Below are 13,646 nucleotides of genomic sequence, written 5' to 3'. Positions count from 1 at the left end.
GGGCGCTCCTACGCCGCCACCGACTTGCTCGATGGCACCAGGCGGGCGGTCGCCGTCGCCTTGGCCACCACAGTGCCGGACAGGTCCATAAGCCGGCCCTCCAGGAAGGCGATGGTCTTGCCCGCCTGGACCACCAGGCCCTCGCCGTACAGCGGGCCGGGGCGGGCGGGCGCGAGGTAGCTGACGTGCAACTGGATGGTGGGGGTGAACATCCGGCCCTCGGCGTAGATGAACATCGCCGGGCCCATGGTGTCGTCCAGCATGGCCGCCAGGAACCCGCCCTGGATGTGGCCCGCCGGATTCACGAACTCGGGGCGCGCCTCGAAGCGGATGCGGATCCAGCCGTCGGCGGGGCGCGCCTCCACCACCTCCCAGCCCAGCAGCTCGGCGCAGGGCGGGCGGGGCAGGCCGTCCAAGGCGGTCGGAACGGGCATGGGATCTCCTTTTATCGGCGCACTCTGCCGCCAGGATGCTGACAACGTGGTGGCTGCAGCGGCATGCGGACGTGGTCTGCCGGTGATGCGGTGAGTGGCTCTTGACGAGAATCCCGCGCGATGGGACCGGCGCACATGCGCATCCTCCCTCTGATCGTCGCCGGCCTGCTGGCCGCCACCTCCGCCTCGGCCCAGGACCTGACCGCCGGCGCTATCGCCGTCCGCGACAAGGCCCTGACCGACACCCTGGCCTGGGACATCACCGAGAGCCTGACCAGCGAGGTCGGCGCCCGGATGACCGGCTCGCCCGCCATGGAACGCGCCCGTGACTGGGCGGTGGCCAAGTTCAAGGAACTGGGCTTCGAGAACATCAAGGTCGAGGCCTTTACGACCCCGACGTGGTCGCGCGGCGCCGAGTCCGCCGAAGTGGTGGGGCCGTGGCCGCACAAGCTGGCGATCCTGGGCCTGGGCGGCTCGTCGTCGACGCCGGCGGGCGGCATCACCGCGCCCATCGTGGTGTTCAAGACCTACCAGGCCATGCTGGACCAGCCGGTGGGGTCGCTGAGCGGCAAGATCGCCGTGGTGACCCAGTCCATGGGCCGCACGCAGGATGGTTCGAGCTACGGCGCGGTCGGCGTCCAGCGCCGGGCCGGCGCGCCGGAAGCGGCCAAGCGCGGGGCCGTGGGCTATCTGATCCGCTCGCTGTCGACCGACGACACGCGCCTGCCGCACACCGGCGGCGGCGCCCCGGGCGGCATACCCGCGGCGGCTCTTTCTCCGCCCGACGCCGAACTGCTGGAGCGGCTGGCCGCGCGCGGCGAGCCGGTGATGGTGAAGCTGGACATGACCTCGTCGTCCAACCCGGCGTCACCCGCCTGGAACATCTCGGGCGAGATCCGCGGCAAGGACAAGCCCGACGAGGTGATCGTCCTGGGCGGCCACCTCGACAGCTGGGATCCGGGCACGGGCGCTGTCGACGACGCGGCGGGCATCGGCATCACCACCGCCGCCGCCAAGCTGGTGGCCCAGGCGGGCAAGCCGAAGCGGACGATCCGTGTGGTCATGTGGGGCTCGGAAGAGCAGGGCGGTTCGTCCGGCGCCTATCTCGCGGCCCACAAGGCCGAGGTGGGCCAGATGATCGTGGCGGGCGAGAGCGACAGCGGCGCCGGGCGCATCTGGAGCGTCAGCACCCCGCCGGCCGCCGCCGGCCATCCGGCCATGACCGCCTTCCGCGCGGCGCTGCCGAAGATGAACGTGATGGTGAGCCGTGCGCCGCCCGTCAGCGGCGGGGCGGACATCTCGGGCCTGATCTCGGCCGGCGTGCCCTTCGTCGACTTCAACCAGGACATGAGCCGCTACTTCGACCTGCACCACGCGGCTGACGACACGCTGGACAAGATCGACCCGAAGGAGCTGGCGCAGAACACCGCGGTCTGGGCGGCCTTCCTCTACACGGTGGCCAACTCGGACGTGGACTTCCGGGCCAAGCCGGTCGCGGGGGCCGCGAAGTAGGCGTTCGAGCTGTTGGCTGCGGTGGCGCGTCAGCGCCGCTCAGTTTGACCACGAACCACACGAACCACACGAACGGAGTGGGCCACTCGCAGGCTTCGGAAGATTGGTCGCGTTCGTGTGGTTCGTGTGGTTCGTGGTTCCATAAAACCGCGCCTGCGGCGCGCGGAGCTCGACAGCAAGACGGCCCTGCCGCCGGTCTTCACGGAACCGGCGCCGGCTCTTGGCTTGACCCGTGGCCGCCCGTCCGTCACGGGCAGACGACTGCTTCCAGCCGCTACGAGTCGCCCATGTCGCTGCCCCTTTCAGGCCACCACGTCGCCGTCCTCATGGGCGGGCTGTCCTCCGAGCGCGAGGTCAGCCTGGTCTCCGGCCGAGAGTGCGCCGACGCGCTGGAGCGCCTGGGGGCGAGGGTGAGCCGCGTGGACGCTGGGCGGGACCTCGCCCAGGTGCTGACCAACCTGAGGCCCGACGTCTGCTTCAACGCTCTGCACGGCGAGTGGGGCGAGGACGGCTGCGTCCAGGGGGTGCTCGAAACGCTGGGGTTGCCCTACACCCACTGCGGCGTGCTGGCTTCGGCGCTGGCGATGGACAAGGCCAAGGCCAAGGCCGTGCTGGCGGCGGCGGGGGTCGTGGTGCCGGGCGGCGGGCTCTTCAACCGCTTCGACGTCGCCCGCGACCACGTCATGCCGCCGCCCTACGTTGTGAAGCCGAACGCCGAGGGCTCGTCGGTGGGGGTCTTCCTGGTTTTCGACGGTGCGAATCGCCCGCCGCAGGAGGTCGTGGCTCCGTCTTGGACCTTCGGCGAGGAGGTGATGGTCGAGCCCTACATCGCCGGCATGGAGCTGGCCGTGGGCGTCATGGACGGCAAGGCCATGACCGTTACCGAGATCGTGCCGAAAACCGGCTTCTATGACTACGAGGCGAAGTACGGCGACGGTGGTTCGGAGCACATCGTGCCCGCCAGAATGCCGTCGCATGCAATTGAAAAGGCGAAGAAACTATCCGAGATGGCGCATGCCGCCCTGGGTTGCCGAGGGGTTACCAGGTCGGACCTTCGTTATGACGACGTTAACGATGTTTTGGTCCTCTTGGAGGTGAACACCCAGCCGGGAATGACGCCCACCTCCCTCGTTCCGGAGCAGGCGGCCGCGGGCGGGGTGGACTTCGACCGGCTGGTGCTTTGGATCACGGAGGATGCGTATGCCCGCGGCGGTGCGGGGGGAGTCGCGAGTCGCAGCGAAGCCCCGAGTAAAGACGCCCGCTAGCACGGCCAAACGCGCCCCTGCGAAGGCCGAGCCCGCCACTGCGCCGCGCCTGGCGCCCCGGCACATCCTGATGATCGCCGCCGGCGTGCTGACCGCCGCGCTGGGCGTCACTCTGGCCACCGGCGGGCGGGGCCAGCACATCGCCGACGCCGTGGGCCGCGGGATCGACGGCAGGTTCGGCGACGCCGGCTTCCGCCTTGCCGCCGTGCACGTGCAGGGCGCCTCGGCGATGGCCACCCCCGACATCATCGCCGCCGCCGGCGTCCACAAGGACGACCCGCTGATGGGCATGGATCTGGAAGCGCTGCGCCAGCGCGTGCAGGCCGTGGGCTGGGTGAAGGAAGCCCGCGTGGTCCGCCTTCTGCCCGACACCCTGGTCATCGCCGTGGAAGAGCGCCGCCAGCTGGCCGTGTGGCAGCACAACGGCAAGAGCGTCGTGATCGACGACCACGGCCAGGTGATCCGCGAAGCCGATCCCGCCCGGTTCGCCACGCTGCCGCTGGTGGTGGGCGCGGGCGGCGCCCAGCATGCCGGCGAAATCCTGCCCACCCTGGTCCAGCGCCCGAAGCTGATGGCGCGCCTCGAGGCCCTGGTGCGGGTCGACGACCGCCGCTGGGACCTGCGCCTGAAGGATGGCGCGCTGATCCAGCTTCCCGCCGTCGAGGAGGAACAGGCGCTGATGCAGCTGGAGCAGCTGGACCTGCGCTCGCGAATCCTCGAACTCGGCTTCGAGCGCATCGACCTGCGCAATCCCGATGTCGTGGCCGTCCGGCCGCGCGCGCCCGCACCGCCCACCGTCGCCACCGCGCCTGCTCCGCCCCCGGCGGAGGGCGCGTAACGAGACCGAACGCATGTCGATGACCGCCGAACGCCCGCCGAAAGACAAGCCCGCCGCCAAGTTGGCGAAGAAGGACAACCGGGACGGCCTGAAGGCCGCGCTGGCGCCGCCCAAGGTGGTGGCTGCGGTCGACCTGGGCGCGTCCAAGGTGGCCTGCTTCATCATGAAGCCCGACGGCGTTCGCCGCGGGGACCGCACGTTGACCACCTGCGGCGTCGGCTACGTCCAGTCGCGCGGCGTGCGCGGCGGCGCGATCGTCAATCTCGACGAGGCCTCGGACGCGATCGCCCAGGCCGTGGAGCGGGCCGAGAACGTGGCCGGCGTGAACGTCCAGGGCGTGACGATTTCCACGGCCGGCGGGCTGCTCAGCTCGTCGCGGGTCCACGGCCGGGTGTCCATCGGCGCCCGCCCTATCAGCGACAACGACCTCGTGCGCGCGATCCAGAACGCGCTGGCCCAGATCAAGCTGCCGGGCCGCCGCGCCATCCACATCCTGCCCATCGCCTGGGCCGTGGACGGGCAGGGCGGGGTGCGTGACCCGCGCGCCATGTTCGGCAAGACCCTGGGCGTCGAGTTGCTGGTCGTCTCGGTCGCCGAGACCGTCTTCAACACCCTGGGCGCCTGCGTCGAGCGTGCCCACCTGCAGCTGGAGGGCGTGGTCGCCGCGCCGTTCGTCTCGGCCCTGGCCGCGCTGGAGGAGGACGAGCTCGACCTGGGCAGCGTCTGCATCGACATGGGCGGCGGCTCGACCTCGGCTTCGGTGTTCCGCGGCGGCTCACTGGTTCACGTCGAGACGGTGCCGGTGGGCGGCCAGCATGTGACCCAGGACATCGCCCGCGGCCTGTCCACCTCCATCGCCGGCGCCGAGCGCATCAAGACCCTGCACGGCAGCGCCATCGCCTCGGCCAACGAGGACCGCGAGATGATCGAGGCCCCGCCGCGCGGCGACGACCCTGGCGCGGGCCCGGTCGTGGCGCCCCGCAGCCTGCTGAAGGGCATCATCGCCCCGCGTGTCGAAGAGACCCTGGAACTGCTCCGCGACCGCCTGAAGTCGGCCGGCGCGCCGATCGAGCCGGGCGCGGGCCTGGTGCTGACGGGCGGAGCCAGCCAGCTGGCCGGCGTGCGTGAAGTGGCTGTGCGCGTGTTCGACCGTCCGGTCCGTCTGGGCCGCCCGCGCCGCGTGCCGCACCTGGCCGACGCCGCTTCGGGCCCGGCCTTCACGGCCGCCGCCGGCATCCTCCACCGCTCGGCGTTCGGCCCGCGCGAGGCGGTCTCGACCAAGCAGCTCTCGTCCTCGAAGCTGCGCCGCGAGCCTCTCGACCCCACGGCCAACCCCTTCGCCAAGGCCGCGGTCTGGCTGCGGGATAACCTGTAGGAGGCTCTTCCTTTCCCACGCGGTGGGAGAGGCAGCCGCGCCTCACTCCACGTCGATAAAGACGGGGTTGGCGTAGAACCAGAGATCAGACCACGGGTCTTCGCCCAGCGGATCGGGCTGGGGCTCCAGCTCGTCGGCGCGGTTCGTGCCGCGCAGGCGCAGGTACGTGGGCTCGGTGACGTTCCGGATCGTCCAGGCGATGGAGATCCGTTCACCGTCGCGGGACCAGTCGCGGGACGTGAAGCGTTTCTCGACCCGGGCGCGGGGGTTGCTGTCGGTCGTGCGGTCGGCGACGCGAGGGCCGATCTCGCTGCGGATCAGGTCGACGCGCGCCACCTCGGGGGTCTGGCCGCCGAAGTTGACGCCCGCGGGATCACGCAGGCGGATCACGACGGTGACGTCCGAGCCCTTCGCCACCTTGAGCCGTTCGCCGATGCCGGCGCGGCGCCGGCCGTCCGAAGTCTGGACGATTACGTCGAGTTCCGAGACCAGGTCCCCCAGCGTTGTGAACACGCGGCCGTTGCGCAGGCCGTCCAGCACGTCGTCGTAGGTCCGAGCCGCCTTCACGTAGGTCTTGGAGTATTCGCCCGGCCAGAAGTCGTGGCCGCCGTCGCTATAGTGGCGGTGCGAGTCAGAGGTGGAGGTCACCCACCAGCGCCGGCCCTCGCCCAGCATGGAATCCCAGAAGCCTCCGAGGCGGGCGGTCATCTGGTCGAAGCCGCCCATCGTCGGGAAGCCGTTGTCATAGCCGCCGCGCGCGCCGTCGGCCTTTCGCGAGCCGTCGCGCTGCAGGGCCTCGGCCTGGTGCCCCGGCGCGCCTTCCATGCCGACGGCCACCTGCGGCGCGGCGTCGTTCCAGTTGCGCAGCTCATGCGGCGAGAGGAGGCCGTACTGGCCTTCGCCTTTGGCGGTTCGCGCCGGATGGTTGGCGATGACCACCGGGGGATCAGCCAGGCCGTCCATGTGCTTCAGCGCCGCGATCATGTGGGGTTCGGTGTTGCGCGTGGGATCCGACGGCCACGGCTCGGCGCGGTCGTAGCCCTTCTCGATCCCGAACAGCGCGTCGCGCTCGGCCGGGGTGTGCGGGATGATGATGCTGGAGTGTTCGGCGGCGGGCGTGTTCAGCTCCATGCCGTAGAACACCAGGACCTTCGGGTTCTCCCGCCGCGCCTGCAGCACCTCGGGATAGGCCTGCTCGCGGTTGAACTGCGAATGGTTCGGACCGCCGTGGTCGGTGGAGACCATCCACGAAAGGCCAAAGCCCGCGGCCTTGCGGACATTGGTCGTGATCGGGTTGCTGGCGTCGCCCGCCTTCACAGGCGTCGGCGCCGACTTGCCATCGGCCGCCGGCTTCCAGCTGGCGCTGTACCAGCTGTGGACGTGGTGATCGCCCGCCAGCCAGCGGCGCGATGCCGGATCCGCCTTGGCCGCCTTCGCCGAGGCCGGGGCCACCGGCTCGACGTGAGGGCCCGGATGGGCGAGGGCCGGGGCGGAACCGCCGCCCGTCAGGGCGGCGGCGGCGAGAAGCGGAAGGCCCAGGCGGCGCGACATGTTCGGGTTTCTCAGAAGGTGAAGTTCACGCCCGCGATGAACCGGCGACCGAACCGTTCCCACTCGATGGGATAGGCCGCGCTGTCGCCGTACCGCCGACCGGGATCGTTGGTCAGGTTGGCCGCGTCGAAGGTCAACTCGAAATTGTCGTTGATCCGGTAGCGGATCGACAGGTCGAGCTCTTCGTCGTCGTTCCAGTAGATGTCGCCGTTGGTCACCGGCACGGTCTTGCCATTGAGGACCTGGTAGTCGCCCACCGACTGGCCCCACTCCGTCCGGAACTGGTAGGCCAGCCGCGCCGAAAGGCCATAGCGCTCGTAGTAGAGCGAGATGTTGTAGGCCACGTCCGAGGCGCCGATCACCGGGATCTTGCGCTTCGGCACGCCGCCCACGCTGGGGACGTTGAACTCGCTGTCGTTGAGGGTGAGGTTGGCTTGAATGCCGAAGCCCTTCACCCAGTCGGGCGCGCTGGTGTCTTCCAGGAACGGCTCGATCGACTGTGCGATCGCGGCCTCGGCGCCCAGGATATGGCCGGTGCCGCCGTTGCGCAGGGTGTTGAGCGTATAGCCCGAACGGTCCACGCCGCCGAAGTTCAGGATGTCCCGGCCGAAGACGCCCGACTGGCTGAACAGCGCGTCCTTGATGTTCTTGTAATAGACGCCAGCCGACAGATACCCGCCCGAGGCCATATACCACTCATAGTAGGCATCGACGCCGTAGGCGCGCTCGGGCTTGGCGTCGGGGTTGCCGCCGGAGATGCTTTGGGTGGAGTCATTGGCCACCAGGTTCGGGCGCAGCTCATCGAAATCGGGCCGCGCGGCGCCTGACGTGAAGCCGATGCGGACCTTCATCTCGTCGTTGAGGTCCCAGTTGATGTGGGCGCTGGGGAACACCAGCACTTGGTCGTTGCTCGCCGATACCAACACGGTCGTCGCGCCCACGCCGCCGAAGGCGCTGCCGGTGTTCTTGACCCGCTCGATGCGGGCGCCGGCGACGATGTTGCCCCAGTCCTGGGTCCAGGTCCCCATGGCGTAGCCGGCGAGAACCTCTTCCTGGACGCGGAAGTAGTTGGCGTTGGTGTTCTGGCGGACGAGCACGCCGGCCTTGAGCAGGTCGCTGGCGCGCTTGTCGACGGCGTCCTTCGAGAAATAGTTGAAATCGTAGCCCAGCTTCAGTTCGGCCTGATAGGGCTTGAAATTGCGGATCTGATCGAAATTGAAGGTCTGCCCGGCGGCGGTGATCTGGGAGATGGTCGCGGCGTAGACCTTCTCTTCGTGCTTCTTGGTGCGCGAACCGTAGAGGCCGCCGAACTTCAGCTTGAAGGGCGAGCCGAACATTTCGAACTCGCGCTCGACGTCGAACTTGGCCGTGTAGGCGAAGGTCGGATCGCCGCCGTCCGTGGTCGAGATGGTGTTCGCGGTCCCTGTCACCGGCGGCAGCAGGAAGCCGTCGATGGACCGCACCGCCGCACCCTTCGACCGAACCGCCGTGGCGCCGGTCCCGGTCACCACCGTGCGGAACAGGCTGACGGTATTGTTGTCGCGATCGGTGAAGTCATAGTCGACCGTGGGGCGATCGGTGATCGCGGTGGGGCTGGCGAAGTTGGTCCGCGCCGGGGCGTCCAGGCCGTCCTCGGCCTGGGTGTAGTTGAGCTTCCACTTCACGTCCCAGTCGTTCCACCGGTGCTCGCCGCCCACGGTGTTGGTCCAGGTGTACTCTTCGGATTCCAGCGAGTTGAAGTTGGCGGTGATCTGGGCGCCGTAAACGGTGCCTTTCTGCGGCGTGTTGCCGTTGCAGATGTCGGCGAAGCCGCTGGTGGTTTGCGGCGCCACGACCGCCGGGCAGGCGACGGCGGGCGTGGTGGTCGCGCCGTTGTCCATGCGGAAGATGTAGTTCGAGCGCAATTCCTCATCGATGTAGGACGTGTAGATCGAGCTGAACTCGACCTTGTTGTTGTCGTCGAACTCGTACTCGACCTTGAAGACGCCGCCGATGTTCTCGCGGGTCAGGCGATAGGCCTTGTTCTCGAACTCCCGCGCCCAGCGGCGATCCTGGTTGCCGGGGCGCGCGTCGCGTCCGTTGCCGGCGGTCTGGTAGGGGTCGGTCTCCCAGTTATCGGTGACCATGTTGCGGTGGTAGAACGAACCCAGCGCCAGCACGCCCAGCCGGTCGTCCAGAAAGCGGTCGGAGACGACGAGCGATACGTCCGACTCCTCGCCGCCGCCCAGTTCCACATAGCCCAGCGCGGCCTTGCCGGCGATGAACAGGCCCGAACGGTCAAAGGCGCTGCGGGTGCGGATGTCGACGTTGCCGGCGATGGTCTCGCCCGGCATGTCAGGCGTGACGGCCTTGGTGACCACGATCTGGCTGGCCAGCGCCGAGGGGATGTTGTCGAAGCGCGACTGACGGCCCTCGGGGCTGACGATGGTCAGGCCATCGAACGACACGGTCGTCCAGTTGGGCTTGGCGCCACGCAGGTTGACGTAGCGGGCCTGGCCCTGGTCGCGCTCGACGGCGACGCCGGGCAGGCGGCCGATGGCGAAGGCGATGTTCTGGTCGGGCAGGCGGCCCACCGCATCGGCGGCGATGACGCTGACCAGCGAGGGCGACTCCTTCTGGATCTGCAGCGCGGCGGCCTGGGACTCGGCGATCGGCCGCCCGGTGACCACGACTTCCTCGACCGACGGCGCCGCGGCGTCGTCAGCAGCGAACGCCGAGCCGGCGCTGAGCACGGCGACCAGCGCGACACCGGTCATGAGAGACGTGCGGGTGATGTTCTTGATCTGTTGCATGTCGTGGCCCCCTTAGCCGGGCTCGGGCTTTAGTCAGGGACCACGACGGCGCGGCGACAGTATTAGGACAGACTCACGACACTCTGACTGACTGTTGCCGAGCGAACACAGTTGTTCCGCCGCACCCGCTCGCCTGAAGATTACAGGTTGCCTGGACGTCTCCGTACGCGGTGGGGCCGGGGACCCGGGGCGCCCAATAACTACTCTTTGTTGCAGGCTTCGATTGTGGGGATCGGGCGTGAATTCCTCGCTCGACTTGCGCGACGCCTCCCGGGTTTGGCGCACACTCCGCGCGGGCCTACGGCCTCGGTCCCGCCAGATCCGGTCGCCGCCGCTGTCATCGCCACGTCATCAAACTGTCGCCGGCGCCGGTGCATAGGGCGCGCGACGCTCCGGCACGTGGGCGATCGGGTCGGGGTTGATGTCTTTCATGCGTATGACGGTGCTGGTTTCGGCGCTCGGCCTGATGCTGAGCGCGTGCGCGACTCTGGGTCCGGAGAACGTCTCCGACTCCGGCGGCATGACCGTGGGCGCGGGCAAGCCCGTGCTGGCCTCGGCCGAGACTCCGCCGGTGGGCACGGCCGCACGCGACGCCGCTGACGACCCGGCCATCTGGGTCGACCCCGCGGACCGCACGCGCGGCGTGATCATCGGCACCGACAAGCAGGCCGGTCTCTATGTCTACGACCTGGCCGGCAAGCAGCTGCAGTTCCTGCCCGGCGGCAAGCCGAACAACGTCGACGTGCGCGAGGGCTTCCCCACCGCCTCGGGGCCGAAGGTGCTGGTGGCGACGTCCGACCGCGGGCGGCGCGGCGCCGGGGCGGCGCTGTTCTTCCTGGACCCCGCGACGCTGAAGCTCAGCTTCTGGGCCGCTGTCCCGATCGATCTGACCGAGCCCTATGGTCTGTGCCTGGCCCGGCGGGGCGATGCGTTCCTGATGATCGTCAACGGCACGGACGGCCAGGTTCGCCAGCTGCGCGTCGCCGCCGGCCCCGACGGCAAGCCGCAGCTTACCGAAGAGCGCCGCTTCGCTGTGGCCACCCAGCCCGAAGGCTGCGTCGCCGATGACGCCCGGGGCCGCCTCTACCTGGGCGAAGAAGGCCGCGGCGTGTGGCGCTACGACCTGGGCGTCACGGCCACGCCCGGCGTGCTGATCGCCGAGGCGCCGTCGCAGATGCTGATGCCCGATGTCGAGGGCCTGGCGCTGCTGGAAGACGGCGCGGCCACCTGGCTGATCGCCTCCAGCCAGGGCGACTCGGCCTTCGCCGTCTGGAAGGTCACCGATGCCGACGAGGCGCTGTACTATGGCCGCTTCAGCGTCGTGGAGGGCAACGGCGTCGATGCGGTGACCGGCACCGACGGCGTGGCCGCGGCCGGCCGGCTGGTGGGCGGCTTCCCGAACGGTCTGATCGTCGTGCAGGACGACGTCGACACGGGTCCTGCCGGCGCGCGCCAGAACTTCAAGCTGGTCGACTGGGACCGCGTGAAGGCCGCGCTGGGGCTCTGACCCTCGACCTTGCGAGCGGTTCCAGCGCGGGCAGGTTGACGCCAGCGATTACGTACGTGAACGTACGCCGAAGATGGCGGGCTTGGACAGTGCGGATCAGCGGCGCGGAGAGTCTGGTGATGGAGGCCCTGTGGCGGCGCGAGCCGCTCACGGCCGAGGAGATCTTCGCCGAGGTGGGCGAGGCCCAGGGCTGGGCCGAGGCGACGCTCAAGACCCTGCTGAACCGCCTGCTCAACAAGAACGCGGTGTCGGCCCAGAAGGACGGCCGCCGCTATCTCTACCGTCCGCTGGTCGCCCGCGACGAATATGTGGAGTCCGAGAGCCAGGGGTTGCTGGACCGCCTGTTCGACGGTCGCCTCGCCCCGCTGGTCAGCCACTTCTCAGAACGCCAGAAGCTCACCGCACAGGACATCGCCGACCTGAAGCGCCTCATCGCGGAGCTCGATGACGAGAGGTGAGGGCGGCGATCGCGTGCGCGCCCATCCGCGAGACCAGGGGACCCTGGCACACGCCCATGGAGGCCGACGCCAGGTCGCTTTCGGGGCGCCCGATCCGATGTCGAAACCTGACGTTGCGGCGGCCTTGACCCGGCCGGCCGACTCCCTGAGTCACGGTGTCACGGCGTTACTGTCGATTCGGGTCGGGTTTCCTTGGGGACAGTGCTGAAAAACCTGTTCGGCAAAGCTCGACCAAGTTCCGACTCACAGTATGCGGTTAACACTCGATTAAGGGTGTCGGCGCGTACTTAACGCATCGTTACCAGGGTGCGTCGGACGCGGCGGTGTCAGGCGCGCAGACCGCAAAATTCGGAAGGACGACGTCCCAATGGCCATCTCGCTTTCCGCGCCGCGCGCGACAGAACTCAAGCCCCGGATCGTCGTGTTCGGGATCGGCGGGGCGGGCGGCAACGCGGTCAACAACATGATCGAAGCCGGCCTCGAAGGCGTGGAGTTCGTCGTCGGCAACACCGACGCCCAGCAGCTCCAGTTCGCCAAGACCGAGCGCCGCATCCAGCTGGGCGTGCAGGTGACGCAAGGGCTCGGCGCCGGCGCCCACCCCGAGGTGGGCATGAGCGCCGCCGAGGAGAGCATTCCCGAGATCGGCGAGCACCTGGACGGCGCCCACATGGTGTTCATCACCGCCGGCATGGGCGGCGGCACCGGCACCGGCGCGGCGCCCATCATCGCCAAGTGCGCTCGCGAGCGGGGCATCCTGACGGTGGGCGTGGTCACCAAGCCCTTCCACTTCGAAGGCCGCCACCGGATGCGCCTGGCCGACGCCGGGATCACCGAGCTGCAGCGCTATGTCGACACGCTGATCGTCATCCCGAACCAGAACCTGTTCCGCGTCGCCAACGAGCGGACCACGTTCGCCGAAGCCTTCGGCATGGCCGACCAGGTCCTGCACTCGGGCGTGCGCTCGATCACCGACCTGATGGTCCTGCCCGGACTGATTAACCTCGACTTCGCCGACGTCCGCACGGTCATGACCGAGATGGGCAAGGCCATGATGGGCACGGGCGAGGCCACGGGCGAGGATCGCGCCCTGATGGCCGCCCAGAACGCCATCCAGAATCCGCTGCTGGACGAAGTCTCGCTGAAGGGCGCAAAGGCCGTGCTGGTGAACGTCACCGGCGGCCTGGACATGACGCTGCTGGAAGTCGACGAGGCGGCCAACGCCATCTCGGAACAGGTCGACCCCGAGGCCAACATCATCTTCGGCGCCGCGTTCGATCCGTCGCTGGAGGGGATGATCCGGGTTTCGGTGGTGGCCACCGGCATGGACGGCGCGTCCATCGCCGCGATCGAGCCCAAGATCGAGCGCCGCTCGCTCATGGCCGAGCCCCTGCGGGCCACCGTGACGCCACGGCCCGAGCCGGCCCCGGTCGAGGCCGAGCCGGTCGCCGCCTCGGTTGCGGCCGAGGAGCCCAGCTTCGCGGCGGCCGAGGAAGAGCAGCCCGACATCTTCGCCCAGCCTGCCGCCGACGACATCGGCGCGCAGATCGCCGCGGCCGCGGCGTCGTACGAGGCGCCCGCTCCGGCGCCGGTCACCCGGATCGTCGATCCGGAAGCGGCCGAGCCGGGCGATGAGCCCCTGTTCGCCGACAGCGCCTTCGAGCCCCGCAAGCCGCGCGGCGGGTTCCTGTCGATCTTCGGCGGTCGCCCGCGCTTCGAAGCGCCCCAGCCGGCGCCCGCGCCGGCCCCGGCGGCTCGCGCGACACAACCGGCCCCGGTCCGCGGCGGCGCCCAGCCGCTGGAGGCTGCCGCGCCTGAGGAAGCCGACCAGAACGAGGATCTCGAGATCCCCTCGTTCCTGCGCCGACTGGCCAACTAGAAAACTCCACGAAATCGTCACACCGCGCCCTGGCGCGC

At 69.4% G+C, this 13,646-nt stretch carries 10 protein-coding genes; 7 read left to right on the top strand and 3 right to left on the bottom strand.

Translation table 11 applies throughout. From position 1 onward, the window contains the following. Window positions 1-8: 8 nt before the first annotated feature. A complete protein-coding gene (locus EPN98_RS00365) occupies window positions 9-434 on the bottom strand; it encodes a PaaI family thioesterase (protein ID WP_293358696.1) in 426 nt (141 codons plus the stop codon). A 135-nt stretch (window positions 435-569) separates the two neighbouring features. Between EPN98_RS00365 and EPN98_RS00360 the strand changes: the two genes are divergently transcribed. From EPN98_RS00360 to ftsA, 4 genes are all read left to right on the top strand, one after another. Further along, window positions 570-1,946 carry a M20/M25/M40 family metallo-hydrolase gene (locus EPN98_RS00360; protein WP_293358693.1) on the top strand — a complete coding sequence of 459 codons (1,377 nt, stop codon included), beginning with the start codon at window positions 570-572 and terminating at the stop codon, window positions 1,944-1,946. Between the two features lie 287 nt (window positions 1,947-2,233). Then, window positions 2,234-3,211 (top strand): D-alanine--D-alanine ligase, encoded by a 978-nt coding sequence (locus EPN98_RS00355; protein ID WP_293358690.1) that lies wholly within the window; start codon window positions 2,234-2,236, stop codon window positions 3,209-3,211. Then, window positions 3,147-4,049 carry a cell division protein FtsQ/DivIB gene (locus EPN98_RS00350; RefSeq protein WP_293359422.1) on the top strand — a complete coding sequence of 301 codons (903 nt, stop codon included), beginning with the start codon at window positions 3,147-3,149 and terminating at the stop codon, window positions 4,047-4,049. The genes EPN98_RS00355 and EPN98_RS00350 overlap by 65 nt, the downstream gene beginning before the upstream one ends. A gap of 19 nt (window positions 4,050-4,068) precedes the next feature. After that, window positions 4,069-5,424, top strand: coding sequence for a cell division protein FtsA (ftsA, locus tag EPN98_RS00345; RefSeq protein WP_293359419.1), 1,356 nt, complete (start codon window positions 4,069-4,071; stop codon window positions 5,422-5,424). Between the two features lie 42 nt (window positions 5,425-5,466). Here the strand turns inward: ftsA and EPN98_RS00340 are convergent, their stop codons facing one another. Then, window positions 5,467-6,975: a phosphoesterase gene (locus EPN98_RS00340; RefSeq protein ID WP_293358688.1), complete on the bottom strand. Its 1,509-nt coding sequence runs from the start codon at window positions 6,973-6,975 to the stop codon at window positions 5,467-5,469. 11 nt (window positions 6,976-6,986) lie between these two features. After that, window positions 6,987-9,767 carry a TonB-dependent receptor gene (locus tag EPN98_RS00335; RefSeq protein WP_293358685.1) on the bottom strand — a complete coding sequence of 927 codons (2,781 nt, stop codon included), beginning with the start codon at window positions 9,765-9,767 and terminating at the stop codon, window positions 6,987-6,989. A gap of 430 nt (window positions 9,768-10,197) precedes the next feature. Here EPN98_RS00335 and EPN98_RS00330 point away from each other — a divergent pair, with 430 nt between their 5' ends. The 3 genes from EPN98_RS00330 (at window position 10,198) to ftsZ (ending at window position 13,608) form a co-directional block, all read left to right on the top strand. Then, window positions 10,198-11,274 carry a phytase gene (locus EPN98_RS00330; protein ID WP_293358682.1) on the top strand — a complete coding sequence of 359 codons (1,077 nt, stop codon included), beginning with the start codon at window positions 10,198-10,200 and terminating at the stop codon, window positions 11,272-11,274. An 89-nt stretch (window positions 11,275-11,363) separates the two neighbouring features. Beyond that, entirely contained in the window at window positions 11,364-11,732 is a 369-nt protein-coding gene (locus EPN98_RS00325) for a BlaI/MecI/CopY family transcriptional regulator (protein ID WP_293358679.1), read from the top strand. Between the two features lie 367 nt (window positions 11,733-12,099). Beyond that, window positions 12,100-13,608 carry a cell division protein FtsZ gene (gene ftsZ / locus EPN98_RS00320; protein WP_293358676.1) on the top strand — a complete coding sequence of 503 codons (1,509 nt, stop codon included), beginning with the start codon at window positions 12,100-12,102 and terminating at the stop codon, window positions 13,606-13,608. Window positions 13,609-13,646: the final 38 nt, after the last annotated feature.

This window comes from Phenylobacterium sp. (assembly GCF_004299445.1).
Lineage (GTDB): Bacteria > Pseudomonadota > Alphaproteobacteria > Caulobacterales > Caulobacteraceae > Phenylobacterium.
Note: the sequence above shows the minus strand (reverse complement) of the source record. Positions and strands in the feature narration are given on the sequence as shown.